At 49.2% G+C, this 15716-nt stretch carries 7 protein-coding genes; 2 read left to right on the top strand and 5 right to left on the bottom strand.

Translation table 11 applies throughout. From position 1 onward, the window contains the following. The first annotated feature begins 366 nt into the window (after positions 1–366). Entirely contained in the window at positions 367–768 is a 402-nt protein-coding gene (locus tag ACNSPV_RS08245) for a plasmid mobilization protein (RefSeq protein ID WP_119250909.1), read from the top strand. Then, positions 731–2338: a relaxase/mobilization nuclease domain-containing protein gene (locus tag ACNSPV_RS08240; RefSeq protein ID WP_348583740.1), complete on the top strand. Its 1608-nt coding sequence runs from the start codon at positions 731–733 to the stop codon at positions 2336–2338. Before ACNSPV_RS08245 ends, ACNSPV_RS08240 begins: the two co-directional genes overlap by 38 nt. A gap of 183 nt (positions 2339–2521) precedes the next feature. On the opposite strand, the gene ACNSPV_RS08235 is transcribed toward ACNSPV_RS08240, so the two are convergent. The 5 genes from ACNSPV_RS08235 to ACNSPV_RS08215 form a co-directional block, all read right to left on the bottom strand. After that, positions 2522–3364, bottom strand: a complete 843-nt coding sequence (locus ACNSPV_RS08235; RefSeq protein WP_348583741.1) for a YodL domain-containing protein — start codon at positions 3362–3364, stop codon at positions 2522–2524. Then, positions 3361–3591, bottom strand: coding sequence for a transposon-transfer assisting family protein (locus tag ACNSPV_RS08230; protein ID WP_097777522.1), 231 nt, complete (start codon positions 3589–3591; stop codon positions 3361–3363). The genes ACNSPV_RS08235 and ACNSPV_RS08230 overlap by 4 nt, the downstream gene beginning before the upstream one ends. Then, complete coding sequence (locus tag ACNSPV_RS08225; RefSeq protein WP_348583742.1) at positions 3588–7850, bottom strand: DUF3849 domain-containing protein; 4263 nt, start codon at positions 7848–7850, stop codon at positions 3588–3590. Before ACNSPV_RS08225 ends, ACNSPV_RS08230 begins: the two co-directional genes overlap by 4 nt. Beyond that, positions 7840–8307 carry an XF1762 family protein gene (locus tag ACNSPV_RS08220; protein WP_348583743.1) on the bottom strand — a complete coding sequence of 156 codons (468 nt, stop codon included), beginning with the start codon at positions 8305–8307 and terminating at the stop codon, positions 7840–7842. Before ACNSPV_RS08220 ends, ACNSPV_RS08225 begins: the two co-directional genes overlap by 11 nt. A 65-nt stretch (positions 8308–8372) precedes the next feature. Beyond that, on the bottom strand, positions 8373–14144 hold the full coding sequence (locus ACNSPV_RS08215) for an Eco57I restriction-modification methylase domain-containing protein (RefSeq protein WP_418268303.1): 5772 nt from the start codon (positions 14142–14144) through the stop codon (positions 8373–8375). Positions 14145–15716: the final 1572 nt, after the last annotated feature.

The raw sequence follows: 15716 nt of genomic DNA, 5'->3' as shown, positions 1-15716 counted from the left end.
TCAGCCTCTTTCACTTATAGAATTGGAGAAAGGCCATTTCGCAAGGTATTTCAAAAATTTTTTGTCTTTTTTCAAAAACACCTTGCGAAACACGCTCTGCCCGATTCTAAAGATAGAAGAACCCGAAAAATGCGTAAGGCAACGGCTTCACCGTAAGTAGGGCAAGATTCGCCTGGAGTAACTCAAAATTCACTTTCGTGATTTTTCGTTACCGGCAATCTTGATGGGGATTCCGCTTCCCCATTCCCTCGGTACGCACAAAATCTCTGATTTTGGCTATTTGGCTTCCACTAAAGTGGTCGCAGCCGACCGCCTACGACTTGTCGGGATTTGCTTCGCAAATAAATTTGAAGGGAGTTTCTATCTATGGGCAGAAGAAAAAAGTGCGAGCAGATAAAAAGAACAAATAACGTAATGGTACGTTTTACGGATGCCGAGTACGCTTCTATTTCCATTTCTGCTGAACAGGCAGGCTATCCGGTTGCCGTTTATGTCAGGAAGAGTGCGCTGGACGAACGCATCGAAGTCCACTACAACATCACTGCAGAACTTCCCGAACTTCAAAAACTGATTGCTGAGTATTCTGCCATCGGCAACAACCTAAATCAGATTGCCCAATACTTCCACTCTGGCGGTTTCTATTCCAAGTCAATGCAGGACGAGATCAACCGCCATCTCACTGCATTATGGCAGCTTCGGCAGGAAGCAATCAAATTAGGGGGAACCTATCATGGCCGTGTTAAAACACATCGCAATAAAAAACGCTGATTACAGTGCGGCAGTCTGCTATTTGAAATATCAGCATGATGAACGACACTTAAAACCGCTCCTTGATGAAAACGGGAGCATGATGCTCCGCAGCGAATTTCACATGAATGGAGTAAACTGCAATCCCGACACCTTTGACCTTGAGTGCGAAATGCTCAATGACCAGTATCGAAAAAACTACCGATACGACGAAGTCAAGTCCCATCACTATATCATCAGTTTTGATCCGCGCGATAAAGACGAACACAATCTTACTGGCGAGAAAGCACAAACCCTGGGACTTGAATTTGTGAAGAATCATCTTCCCGGACATCAAGCATTGGTCTGTACTCACACGGATGGACATAATGGCAGTGGCAACATCCATGTTCATATCATAATCAACAGCTTACGGAAACTGGACATAGAGCCACAGTCATACACCACACGCAGCATTGACTGCAAAGCAGGATACAAACATCACCTGACAAAAGATTATCTAAAATACTTACAGCAAGAACTTATGAATCTATGCCAGCGTGAAAATCTGTATCAGGTCGATCTTCTCTCTCCGGCTCAACGTAAAATCACTGAAGCTGAATACTGGTTGCAAAAGCGAGGGCAGAAAGAGCTGGAAGATATAAACGAACAGATCATTGCTGATGGCATGAATCCAATGGAAACAACATTTCAGACTCGTAAGCAGTTTGTTCGGAATGCCGTTTCAGAGATTTCTTCCTCCGCAATTTCGTTTGAAGATTTTCAAAGCCAGTTATTTGAAAAGTATAAGATTCATGTGAAAGAAAATCGGGGAAGGTATAGCTATCTGCATCCAGAGCGAGAGAAGTACATTTCTGGTCGCTCTTTAGGCACAAATTTTGATAAAGATTATTTGCTCAATCTTTTTGAAGCCAATACACTTGCTACTGAGCAAGAAGAAAAGCAACGACAGACCATGCCCGATTACCATGCAGACCCGATTGCCATTCTCTTCATTCGCTCTGATCTGCGTCTTGTTGTGGACTTGCAGAACTGTATTAAGGCTCAACAGAGCAGAGCTTATGCTCAAAAAGTCAAAATTTCCAATCTTCAGCAGATGGCAAAGACCGTAGCTTACATTCAGGAAAACGGATTCGATACCAGAGAAAATTTACAGACAACCTACGATAGCATCACATTACAGATGCACGATGCACGGCAAAAGACAAAGGACACCGAAACACAAATCAAATCTGTGAATGAGCAAATCCACTATCTGGGTCAGTATCTTTCCACAAAATCCACCTACAATGAATTTTTGAAAGCTCGCTTCAAAGGAAAATTTCGCAAGGATCACGCTGATGAAATTGAGAAGCACGAAAAAGCCGCCCAGATTCTGAAAGCACAAAATCCAGACGGCTCACTTCCGAAGATGAAAGATTTGAAGCTTGAAAAAGAACGATTACTTGCCTTGAAAGCGGCTCAATACGACACCTACACCTATTATAAAGATTATCAAAAAGAATTGCGAACAGCCTGCGCCAATGTTGACAACATCTTGGGGCAGCACCACATTCGAGATCACACTCAGCGAACAGAACAGACCCTTTAAGCAAAAAAGAGCCACCATACGCTACCCTTTTGTTGGGTAAGCCTATGGTGGCTCTTGCACTATTTTCAGTCTTTAAGCGTCCCTGTATTTCAAGAAACCATTTTGTAATTCCACAAAGCGATCCTGAAATATTTCTTCCAACGCCTGTTTGCAGGGAACCCTCTGCATCCGGGCAACAACAGATCACTTCCTGTTCCGTTCCATATCAGCCGACTGCTCTTGGCTACTCTTTTGCTTTTCCCGTGCCATCTGCCTGATTCGCAATTTATCAAGAACGGATTCCCGTCCGTTGATTATGCGGGGCTTAGGGAGATTGTTGGCACAGCCATCAATCATATTGTAATTCTGTTCCGTAGTGGATTCTACAGCCCGAACATATTCCCCGTTCTCATAGAACTTCTGATAATGTTCCATCTGGTGTAGTGAAAACTTCTGGTTCACCGGCTTTTCTATCAGCGGTGGATTCAGATAATCCAGAATCTTTTTTCTGGCATCCTCATCCAACCCTTTTCGGATTTCAGTGGAAACCAGTTTTCCAGAAGCATCTACAATCACGTTCGGTGCTTTTTCCTTATAGACTTCATGCTGCATCAGAAAAAAGTGCTGGCTTTCTACTACGCATTCTTCGGTTGCCATCCACGTTCCAGCACATCCATCTATAAAAAGATTTTTCGTGTCAAGTGTAACCAGAATGCCAGAACTACTACTGCGGATAAAGCCAGCAACCACAACAAGGGAGTCCTTATCCACAAAATACGCCGTGATTTCTCCCTGTTGGTTTATGACAATCACATCACCGACACCAAATGGACGGCCACGGAAATTCTTCGGTCGATGCTCTTCCAACCGTTTCCGAATCATCTCTGGTGTGTCCGATGTAAACAACTTGGTAAAATACGCCTGCTGATAATTTTGTACGATCACCTGAAAATGATGTTCCGTCAAATACTGATATGAACGTGACCGATACGCAGCAAGTTCTGCACTTTCTTTCAGCTGATAGACCGCATACTGATTGATATTCATTTTGCCACCACATCCTGAAGATACGGTTTAAGGTCAAGTCTGGAAAATTCCATGTCCGAAATAGAGCGCATCTTTTTCATGGTCGATGCTACCAGCGAAAAAACTTCAACATCGTCCTCGACAAACGGAACAACTTCCTCGATATATCTCATGGTTTCCGTCCGTGTCGGCTGCTCAAACATTGCCATAACCATCATCTCATCTGCATTAAACTTCACCTTGCTCACAGTTCCATTTCTCCTTTCTTCTTTGCCTTCTTCGGTTTTTCCTGTTCCTGATTGGACTGCTGTTCCTGCGCCTTTTTGCGGTTCTTCAACGCTTCACGAACAGACTGCCGGGTGCTGGGGCGTTCCTCTAACTCCTTGCTTGCCTGCCGCTTTTCCAAAAGCGTTTTCATATCCGAAATTGCTTTCTGCACCAGCGGACTTTCCCGGTAATGCTGGATATGGTTGACGATTTCTGCCTGCACTTCTCCACCTACCATCAGGTCAAACATTCCCGAATAGATGCTTCCATCCTCAAGGGAAAAGCCAATGCTTTTGATTCCGTTCATCCGCTCTGCCGGAATCTTATCGTAGACTTCCAATGCCTGCTCCAAGGTCAGATTGTCATGGAACTCACCCATCACTGGGAACTCTGCACACTCTGCCACATAAAAGCTGATGCTTGCTTCTGGCGCAGGCTTCTCTGCCGCCAGCTTTTCTTTCATCGCTTCTGCCCGCTGTGTTTCTGCACGGTAGGACTGTTCCTGAAGATATTCAGCGCTAATCACACCGCACTCAGAAACGCTGTGTCCGTGTTCTGCCAGAACTTCTTCCATCACTTCCTGCACGGGTCTGTACTCGTCTGTTTCAACAATGCCACCGTCCATTACTGTGAAGTCCTTACTATATAAGGTATAGTCGTAGCCGTCCTCGCTGGTCTGGATGTGAAAATAGCCATCGTTGATCTCATAGGCTACCGCCACATCCTGCACTTTCAATGCTTCTGCCACCAATGCAACAACATGATTCTGGATGTACGGATTATCCCAGCCCGGAACTTTCTTGTAGTCCTCCACAATCGTGTCGATACCGTTCTTGCACTGCACAATGTCCAGACTGCCCGGAAGTGGCTCAGGCGTTTTCTCTACGCCAAGGGCTTTTAGATGAAAATTCGGAACCTGTTGATAGCAGGACATTGCATCATCGAGATCCCCGAACTTCTCAATTTGCATCGGATTGGTCTGCAAATCTGTCACAACATAGAACTGCTGCACAAAAGGCTTTTCCGGCTCCCTCTGCTGTTCAGCCTCAAGTTCTTTGCGGTACATATCCACAAATCCGTTCAGCACAGCCGGGTGACTGCGCACGATCCAGTCAGGACGAATGTTGTTACCGCGTTCTCCTTTACAGGTGGTCTCTGCCCATTCCTTATTGCTGTGCGAATACCGTCCGTCGTGATTGTTATAATTCAGCGTATACGCCAGAATATAGCCCATACGCTCCATGCCGAACTGTTCAACGACGGATTTCGTAGCATCGTCTGCAAGGTGCATTCCATCGAAATTGCCTGCAATCGCTTCTTCAATGGCATTTCTGCAATCTTCATTGAGCTGTCTGGAAATGCGGTACAAATCCACCTCGCCATTCTCTGCTGCATAGGCAAAAGATTCGTAATAAACCGGAACATCCGAATTATCCGTGCGGCTTTCCTCTGCCACAGGCACAGCCTGTTCTTCTTTTTGTGAAGTCGGATTCTTTTCTGCAAAATACTCCTTTACGGCATCCTGAAAGTCCTCATCAAAGCCGTTCCACAAATCTTCTGCCACCAGTTTTCCCTGCTCATTGACCGCAACGCAGGCAGCTTCATCCCCGTATTCCTCATGCTCCAGCAGGAAGAACTTCTCGCCACCGACCTCCGTTTCATCAATCGCATACCATGTACCAACATGACCCTCAACTGCAATCTGGTCGGAGTCACCGTGTATTAAGCCATCCTTTTTATGCTCTTGTTCTTCCATAAACTCCCGTACAGTCAGCAATCCACCCGTGAAGTTCAGCCCTTCCTCGCCCAGTTCCAGACGACCGCCTGCGCCAAGGTCAAGTTCTTCTGCCATCAGAACAGATGCCGCATGGTTTACGATCACTGTTTTCTCCACCAGAATCGGCTGCCCCGGATCATAGTCCGACCCGCGCAGGTCATAGCGGTACAATCCATCCGGCACATCCTCATCCCGCAGTCTGCTGTTGCTGAAAAGACCGGGCTTATCAAAGATTTCAATTTCCTGCAACTGTTTATCCAGAATCGTTTCTTTCTTCAAATCCATCTTTCTTTCCTTGAAAAAATCCGGCAACTCTGCAAAGCCGATGCTGTCCACATAGCAGGCTTTGATCGACTTGCCATCGTTCAGCACCACAACATCACTGACGGAAAGCGAATGCCCGGTAAAATCCGTTGGACGCTGGATATTGAAGCGTTCGTAAATGGCTTCAAGTGTATCTTTTTCCGTAAGAGGCTCGGTATAGACCAGCTCATAGTCTGCACGGTTCACTTCCATCCCATGCCGTTTTACAAAGTCCAGATTCATAAAGCGATAGTCGTGTTCCGGGTCACGGGCAGTGATCTGGTAGATGCCAAACTGCTTTTCACTGCCGGAAAGCAGCTTCTGCTCCTTGACCAACGCATCCAGCCGGGTTATCAGCTCTGCCGCCTTTTCTGCGGACTCTCCCTCTGATTCCTCCACTGCAACTTGCAGCCATTCCCGGATCGGCTGAATATCCCCAGCCTGAATCTGTTCTTTCAGTGCTTCAACTGCCTGTTCCCGATCCTCCACGCTATCTTTATAGTGGTAGAAATCGAAGTCAAAGGCGAAATTATCAAGGTCTGCCGCCAGCTTTTCAACGGGTGTTTTTTCGCTGTTTTCCATTGCTTTCTGCTTGTCCTTTTCCAAATCTTCCTGGGCAATCTGGAAATAGTCACTTCCCCGCTCGATTTCTTCACGCCCTGTGACAAGAACCGGCCATGGGCTAACGCGGATAAGATAAATCTGCTTGCCCTCATCAAACAGACGCAGAGCCTGCTCCCGGCTTATCACCGTCAGTGCAGCGTCCGGGCGGGCATACTCATCTTCCAGATACTCTTCGTTCTTTTCCAGCAAAATTGCACTCCATGCGTCAGCCTTGATTCCGAAAATGCCATCATGCTGTTCGATCTCTTCCTGACTGGCGAAATCTCCTGCCGTGCCATCCTGAAACAGCGGGTAAATCCGTTCGCCCAGCCGATGCCACTCCCGTGCGCCTTCCTTTGTCAGCGGCAGAACATCATCTTTCAGATACCCATATTCGTGCATTTCCGAAAGACCGATCATGCCATCCGGCAGACTTTCGATCTTCTCCTCTGCTTCCCACATCAGGCGATTGATTTCTTCCGTGTTTTCAGCCGCAACCGCAGCCGCCAGATGGTTGGCAAGTTCTTCCGTTGCCGCCCGGTCATCCAGCTTGTAAGCAAAGTTTACAATGAGATTTCGCTGGCTGTTGTCAAAAACGGTTTCGTCCCGTTCCTTGTCCGCAATCAACTTTTCAGCATATTCCATCGCCGTCATGCGCTCCACACTCCTTTCTACCACCGCCGTTTCCAGTTTTTCAAGAAAATCAGCAGCGGTCAATCGAATCGTATCCATCGAATCTTTCAATTCTTTCAGTTCCTTGCCGCTTGCCCAGCTTGCTACATACGGGAACGAGTAGTCCGAAGTATCAATGCCAAGTGCCGAGCAAACCGTAAATGCAATGCTTTCCGCTTCTGTTTCTTTGGTAAGCTGGTCTTTTTCCTCGCCGCGCTGTTTCATCTGGTCGCTGTCATGCAGCATGGCATGAGCAACCTCATGGATCATCGTCTTGATGGTCTGGCTCTCACCCATATCGGCACGAACACAGATTTCTTTGTCCATGTGGCTGTAATAACCTTTTGCGTTGCCCTCGATCTCTCCAAAACGAATTGGCACAGGAGATACCTGTTCGATTGCCTCTTTCAGCAGGGTATAATCCTTGACACGGGCAGTCAGTTCATTCACTTCCAGCGTAGCCAGCGGTTCTCCGTCTGTCTGGGCATAATCGAAAACCGTTGTTACCCGGAACCGCGGAATCACCCTCTCCACCACTTCGATTTCCGGCTCCCCGCTCTCATTCAGCACCGTAAGCCCGGTGTCCTTGTCGATTTTCTCCCTCTCTTCCCGTTCCTTTACCGGGGCAGGCGCGATGATCTGGATGCCCTTTTCACCCTTTTTCACATAGCGGTTAAACTTATTTTTCCAGGCATTGTACCCAGCCACCAACGTAGCATCTGGACGCTGCATTGCGATCAGCAGCGTATTATTGAAGCTGTAATTGTGGAATTTCGACATTGTAAGCAGGTACTTCGTATACATTTCCGAAGTAAAAATGTCCTTTACGCCCTGTTCCAACCGTTCCGTGATTTCTTTGAGCTGGTCTGCCCGCTTATCTGCCATTCATGCCCTCCTTTTCGATTTTTTTGACCCATCTAGTTTTCATCTGATACGGATACTGGTTCGCCATCTTCGGCTTTCTCTCGCCGTTCCATTCCAATCCTCCAGCACGGCCCTCACAAACATATCCGGCAGCTTTGAGCGATACGCCGCTTTCGGTGTCCAGAATATAAGTGACAACCTTTGTATAGCCCATTGCCCTTGCCGCCCGGTATGCGGCAGCATAGAGGATACTGCAAGCATTCGGTGTACCATCCGTACAAAGGCGGTTGATTTCCAGCGTATAGCCATCATCCAGCCGCCGCGCAACAGGTCTGCCGCATATTGCCACACCCACCAGTGAACCACTGTCTGAAACTCCGACGGAAAACTTGTGTCCTCTTGTCGGCTTATGATGGCGGTGATACTGCTGCACAAATGCGTTTGCAGTTTTCAGATTGATCGGTGTTAATGTCAGCAAATGCTCTCCTTTACAAAATCTGCCCCATCAGATTCCCTTTCGGAGATCTGACGGGGCATTCTCAGTTATAGTTCCATATCGTGACTTTTCTTTTTCTGCGGTTTCGGCTCTGCCATGCGTTCTGCCTGCTTTTCGTGAAGCTGTGCAAGGATCGACGGACGTTTTACGCTGTCTGCACTCCGCTCAATCTCACGTTTCGGCGCAGGAAGTTCGCTATCCGTTACTTCCTCATCCATGCCAAGAGCCGCATCATCCCCCTTTTCGTCCATATCCAGCAGGGCATTCAATTCTGCAAGCCGTGCAGATTTTTCGTTTAATTCCGCCTCCTGCGGGAACGGACGCTGCACTTCTTCCTTTGCTTCTGCCAACTGCTGCTGTAAGGTTTCCAATCTGCGCTCCACCTGCGGCAGTGTCTTTTCGATAGATGCCAGCGCATTGAGAATACGCTGGATATTGCCAGCCGGATCACTGCCAAGTTCAATCGTATAACTGCTCTGCCGCTTGATGGTCAGCTTGAATGTCTGGGCGAACGCATCAAACCGGGAACTGATTGCAAACCCTCCCAAATCTGCGATTTGCCCCTCTGTCTTAGCGATCTTCATTGCGGCACAGGCTGCAAGAATTGCCGAGCCTGCTTCCTTGCGGTCGGTATAAACCCTGTCCTCCACCGTGATGGAGAACTTCTCCTTGTCCTGTTCCAGCAACGGCTTTGCCACTGCAAGGTCAGCTTTCAGACCTGCTATGCGCTCTTTCGCTGCCGTGATTTCTGCCGGATACCGCCGTGCAATATCCGATTCCAGGCTGTAAATCTGGCTGGTGTGGTTGGCCCGCATCAGCTTCAGCTTGCTGACCTGAATATCCAAATCCATCTTTTCCTTGATGTAGGGATTTCCCGTTGCCAATGCTTTGATTTCTGCATAGGTCAGCGCGGTATCGTCCACATCATCGCAGGCACGAACAGGAGATTTCGAGGTCATGATCTGCGAGATGAACTTCTGTTTATTTTCCAGAATTTGCCACATATACGAATCGAACGTATTCTCTGTGACGTAACGGAAAATCTTCACTTTCTGGTTGCGGTTTCCCTGACGAAGAATGCGTCCTTCCTGCTGTTCCAGATCAGAGGGCTTCCACGGGCAGTCCAGATGATGCAGGGCGATCAGTCTGTCCTGAATGTTTGTACCAGCACCAAGTTTCGGGGTCGAACCAAGCAGGATACGCACCTGACCGGAGCGCACCTTTGCAAACAGTTCTGCCTTTTTGGTTTCGGTATTTGCCTCATGGATAAAAGCAATCTCCTCACGGGGGATTCCCTTTGCCACCAGTTTTTCCCGGACATCATCGTACACATTGAATGTTCCGTCTGCTTTCGGGGTCGATAAGTCGCAGAAAATCAACTGGGTGGATTTGTCGGGCGTGGATTCTTCCCATACCTGATAGGCATTCTCCACGCAGAGGTTGACCTTACTTTCCGGCTCATCCGGCAGCAGGTCATTGATAAGCCGCTGATCCAAGGCCAGCTTTCTGCCGTCGTTCGTGATTTTGAGCATATTATCGGTTCTCGGATTGACATTTCCGTTCCGCACACGCTCTGCACGGTCGGCAAAGCTGCTCACCATTTCCTGCTGCGTTTCACTGGGTTTCAGCACCTCATTGATGTACTCTGCTTCTGGCACAGGCAGATTCAGCATATCTGCCGTCTGTACGTCTGCGGACTCCTTGAACAGTGAAATCAATTCAGGGAGATTGAAAAACCGGGCGAACCGCGTCTTTGCACGGTAGCCCGTTCCCTCTGGGGACAATTCGATTGCCGTTACGGTTTCGCCAAACGAAGCCGCCCAGCTATCGAAATGTCCAAGATGAAGTTTCTGCAAGGTGTCATACTGCAAGTAGCGCATAATGGTATACAGCTCTACCATGCTGTTCGATACAGGCGTACCTGTTGCAAAGGTCACACCCTTGCCGCCAGTGATTTCATCGAGATACTGACATTTTGCAAACATATCCGAGGACTTCTGTGCATCGGTCTGAGCAATACCAGCGATGTTCCGCATTTTTGTGTAGAGGAACATATTTTTATAAAAATGGCTCTCGTCCACAAACAGGCGGTCAACACCAAGCTGCTCAAATGTAACTACATCATCCTTGCGGCTCTGGTCGTTCAGCTTCTGAAGTTTTGCCTGCAAGGTTTTCTTTGTTTTCTCCATCTGCTTGACCGTGAAACTCTTGCCATCGTCCTCTGCCTTTGCTTCTGCAATCGCAAAGGTAATGTCCTGAATCTGCCGCTCGATCATGGATTTCTGCCGTTCCGGGGAAAGCGGAATCCGCTCAAACTGCGAATGCCCGATAATGATAGCATCATAATCGCCCGTGGCAATCCGGGAACAGAACTTCTTTCGGTTGGATGGCTCGAAATCCTTTTTCGTTGCCACCAGCACATTGGCATTCGGATACAGCCGCAGGAAGTCTGCACCCCACTGTTCCGTCAGATGGTTCGGCACAACATAAAGATTCTTCTGCGCCAGACCCAGACGGCGGCTTTCCATGCCGGCAGCGATCATCTGGAAGGTCTTGCCAGCACCCACACAATGCGCCAGCAGCGTATTATTGCCATACAGGATATGCGCCACTGCATTTTTCTGGTGCGGCATCAGGCTGATTTCCGGGGTCATGCCCACGAACTTGATGTGACTGCCATCGTATTCACGGGGACGAATCGCATTGAACCGCTCATTGTAGACCTTGCAAAGTTCCTCTCTGCGGTCTAAATCCTTGAAAATCCACTGCTTGAACGCATCCCGAATCGCTTCCTGTGCCTGCTGCGCCAGCATGGTTTCTTTTTTGTTCAGCACTCTCCTTTCTTTTCCATCTTCATAGATGGTATCGTAAATTTTGGTATCCCGGAGATTCAGCGCATCTTCCAGCAGTCGATAGCCGTTGACCCGCATTGTGCCATAGGTGTTCGTCACACGGGGATTACTCCGGTCAAGTGACTTTCCGCTGATGTTCCATGCGCCGCTGATTTCCGAATAGGTAGCCTTGATGGAACTTCCGATATAGTAACTCGGCGTTTTGAATACCTGCTCCATGAAGTCCGTAATGTACTCTGCCTTGATCCAGTTTGCACCCAGCCGCACTTCAATCTCCGAAGCATTCAAATCTTTCGGCTGTACCCGCTTGAGATACTCGACATTGACCTGATACTCCAGGTGGTTTGCGGCAAAGGTTTCTGCCGTTGCCAGCTTTTCCCGGACGTTGCCGGACAGATATTCGTCCGCCGTCACCCACGCCTGTGTGACAGGATTGCGGAAGATAACGCCCGCCAGTTCTTCGGTCACTTCCTGCTCTGTCTTTCCGCAAAGTTCAGCCATAAACGGCACATCGACCTTTGCTTTTTCTCCGATGGAGAGTGCCAGGGCTTCACTCGGCGTATCCACAGAGGTCACAGGTTCCGGCTTGCGAATAGTGCGTTTCGTGAAAATATCTGCCAGCCGCTTGAGGTTTTTATCCTCGTCCAGAATCTCAAGAGATGCCAGCAGACAATAGCTGCTATCCTGCCGGAATGCCCGTTTGTTGGCGGTGCTGTTGATCAGACCATACTGCGCTGTGAACCGCTTATACTGGTCTTTCAGCTTTCCTTGCAGCAGTTCCACTTCGGCATCCGTACCATCGTGCAACTGGCAGTCCAGCAATTTCTGTGTGGTTTCCCGCAGGGCAATCATCCCCAGCACACGCTCTGCCGTGACCGCAGGCAGGTCAACCTTGTTCATATAGGAGTTTTCACGGTAATAGACCTGTCCGTCCACATTGGTGTAACTGAAATTCTTCACGTTTGGGTCTGCCGGAAGTGGTTCTGCGTTCTGGTCAAGTTCATCGTCCGTGATTTCCGGCTCAGTGATTTCCGCATGGATGTTCTCAACGGCTGCTTTCAACTGTTGTGCAAGGTCTACGCCCTCGATGGGCTTGACCGTGGTTTCCTGTTTGCCGTACTGTGTACTTTCAGTCGTGATCTCACCCAGCACCATTTCAGGATGCTGCGCAAAATACTGGTTGATGGGGTATCCCTCCGGCGTTGTGCCAAGGTCTACCCACTCTGCCCGCTCCACTGCCGCCCGGTCTCGCTTTTGCAGGAACAAAATGTCAGCTACAACACTTGTGTTCGCATTGCGCTGGAACGCATTGTTTGGCAGGCGAATTGCACTGACCAGATCGGCACGGTTGGCAAGATACTCTCGGACAGAGGAATTCTTTTTATCCATCGTACCGCTGGAAGTGACTACCGCCACCACGCCGCCCGGACGAACAAGGTCAAGACTTTTTGCAATAAAGTAATCATGGATGAGGAAGTTGTGGCGGTCATACCGCTTATCCGGCACTTTGTAATTGCCGAACGGCACATTACCCACCACACAATCAAAGAAACTGTCCGGGAACTGCATTGTTTCAAAGCCCTGCACCGCAATCTTGTTTTTCTGGTACAACTGCTGTGCAATGCGGCCTGAAATGCTGTCCAGCTCCACACCGTACATCCGAATCTTTTCCATGCTGTCCGGCACCAGACCCATGAAATTGCCGACACCGCAGGACGGTTCCAGCACATTGCCTTTGGACAATCCCATATTGCCCAGAGCTTCATACATTGCCTTGATGACCGTAGGGGAAGTGTAAAACGCATTCAGGGTACTGGCGCGGGCTTCCTTATACTCATCTGCCGTGAGCAGGGACTGCAGTTCGGCATACTCTTTCGACCATTCCGCGTTGTTTTCATCGAACGCCTGCGGAATACCGCCCCAGCCCACATACCGAGAAAGGATTTCCTGTTCCTCCGCTGTGGCCTGCCGCTGCTCTGCATCCAGCGTTTGCAGCACCCGAATGGCTTCCACATTGGCTTTATACTTTGTTTTCGGCCCTCCTGCGCCGAGATCATCGTCCGTAATACGGAAGTTCATAGGTTCCTGTTTGGGCTGTACAGGCTGTTCTGTTTCTGCTTCACTGTCCAGTGGAAGGTTGTGCTGCCGCCTTGCATGGTTGACCTCTGCCGGGGTCACAGGCTGCTGCGTCAGCGGTTCAAGGGCTTCCTCTGCCGCTGCGCGGCTAATGGCATCCGTTCGGTTCTGCACATCTGCGATCAACTGCATTTGTTCCGGCGGAAAGTCGGGATTCAGCAGTTCTTCCAACTCGCCACCCGATTCTGCCACCGAATAGATCACATCCATCTGCTCCGGGGAAAAATCCTCGTAGGCTACACCTGCATTGTGCAGAGCCGTAAAGACCGTGATTTCCACCGCTTCTTCCATCGGCACATCGACCTGTTCATACAGGTGCCGAATGTACTCCAGCGGTTCCGTTCGGAAGATCGGATACCGAGCTTCTTTTGCAAGGGTCATGTCCTGCAAACTGACCGTTCCCTGTTCAAAGTTGACCGAATCCACACGGAACTCTCTATCGTCCAGTTCAACGATGGTATTGACTGGCAGATATTCCTCTCTGCGGAAATACTTTGTCTGCGCATGGGTTCCATCTTCCTGCTGGCCGGACAGATAGATACTCTCCCCCTGTTTCCAGAGCTTCATTGCCTGCGAAACCCACTGTTCACGCGGAAAACCAGATACCTCAACCTTGCCGAGTGCGGTTTCCTTTTCCAACAGCTTGCTGCCAAGAAGTTCTGAAACGCGCTTTGCATCCTCGCCGTAGAACTCAAAGTTGCCGTACTGCTCATAGCCGACCAGAGCATCCGGGTAACGCTCTTTCAGCGCGTTATATTCGTTTACGGCATCCAGCGGCAGGGGCTGCAAGGTCGGCTCAACGGCCTTTTCTTCCGCTGCATACGGAACCATAATGCCGCGCACCCACTGCGGTGCGTCCTTGCTATCCTGATACAGTGCAACGGCATCCCGTCTGTCCGTAATAACGTCCTGATAGGTGCGCTGGAAAATATCTTCTACCAACCAGTCTTTGAAGTTTTCCCAGTTCTGGCTTGCTTCCAGATACAGCGGAGCAGTTTTCGCATTCTGCTCTAACAGCTCGTCGATCTTGTTCCGAAGTTCCTTTTCCGCTTCGTCTGCATCCACATCGCGGTCGCGGAGATACGGATAGATTTCACTCTGCTGCACCGCATCCAGCATGGAATACAGACATTCTTTGTAAACACAGCGACTATCTTTCAATGCAGATTTCTGCCCTGCCAGAAGATAATCATTCAGCGGATTCTTTGCCAGTTCTGCATCATACTGGTTCGGTCGAAGCACCCGCGCCGCCCATGCAGGACGCTCCATATCTTTCAGATAGATCAGAGAATCCGTAACACGTTCGATTTTATAAAGGCGGTCATCTTCCAGATAGAGATAATCCCCGACATTTCTGCTGTACTTTGCCGCCTGCTTCTGGGGTTCTTCAACCACTGCGGTGGTTGAATGCTCTTTCGATTCCTGTTCCTGCGCCCAAATATCGAAAAGCGATATTTGTCCTGTCTCAGAAACAGAAATCTCAACAGCCTTTTTCTTTTCCGGGAAGATCGTGTACGTTCCCTCAACATACTGGTGCAGTTCAGCAAGCGTCTTTGATTTTTCCGCATATTCCGGGGAATCCAGCGGCACGGAAAGAAGTGCTGCATCCATCTTTTCCAGAAGTTCTACCGCCTGTTCCGAATCAGCCAGCATGACGAGCAGTTTCTTTCTGGCATCCTCATTCAGCAGTTCCCGTTCAAACGGACGTTCCACTTCATCGGGCAAGTGGTAATAAAAGCCAATTACTCGATTTGCCATCTGCTCATGCTCATAATTCGGCATCCGGCTGTAATCCGCAGGCTTCAGATACAAACTCTGGTCAATGAGCCTTGCAACTCGTTCAGCCGCCTGATTCCATTTCAGCTTTACAAGTGCATCCGGCTTTCCATAGATGCCCCGTGCCAGTTCAAGACCTCTGCCGTCATAGCTGGCATGGGAATTATCTGCACGGGAAAGTGCATGACTGCTGCCGCCCACACCGTATCGGTCTTTCAGAAATGCCGCGCGTTCTGCTTTCTCCGTATGGGTAAGGAAAAAACTGTACGTTGCCAGTCTGCCATCCGAATACGGCCCGCCGCCTGCAAGAAAAGCATTGATCTCATCGTCCGTGATAAAGACTTTCTGCGTATTCCACTGAAAGCCCTCTCTTGCCTGATAGGGCTGATACGGGAGGGCGAACTTCTGAAATCGTTCCGACACCTTATCCGGGCGGTAGAACTGCATCCGCATCACACTTTTATCTTCGGCGTAGGCTTCTGCCAGTCCTAAAAGACGTTCGTTCAGGTCAGCCAGAAATTCCGGCTGGTCAAGCAGCTTTGCAAGGCGTTCTGTAAGTTCCGGGTATCCGCCGGAGAAGATGGACGTATCGGCAAAGACCATCTCTGCCACACCCTCTGCCATATC

Origin of the sequence: Faecalibacterium sp. 3, assembly GCF_048323735.1 — a bacterium.
GTDB classification, from domain to species: domain Bacteria; phylum Bacillota; class Clostridia; order Oscillospirales; family Ruminococcaceae; genus Faecalibacterium; species Faecalibacterium wellingii.
This window is presented reverse-complemented; position numbering and strand designations above follow the sequence as displayed.

Coding starts and splice junctions, on each gene's coding strand:
- ACNSPV_RS08245 (WP_119250909.1), top strand. CDS start 367: ATGGGCAGAAGAAAAAAGTGCGAGCAGATAAAAAGAACAAATAACGTA.
- ACNSPV_RS08240 (WP_348583740.1), top strand. CDS start 731: ATGGCCGTGTTAAAACACATCGCAATAAAAAACGCTGATTACAGTGCG.
- ACNSPV_RS08235 (WP_348583741.1), bottom strand. CDS start 3,364: ATGAATATCAATCAGTATGCGGTCTATCAGCTGAAAGAAAGTGCAGAA.
- ACNSPV_RS08225 (WP_348583742.1), bottom strand. CDS start 7,850: ATGGCAGATAAGCGGGCAGACCAGCTCAAAGAAATCACGGAACGGTTG.
- ACNSPV_RS08215 (WP_418268303.1), bottom strand. CDS start 14,144: ATGGTTCCGTATGCAGCGGAAGAAAAGGCCGTTGAGCCGACCTTGCAG.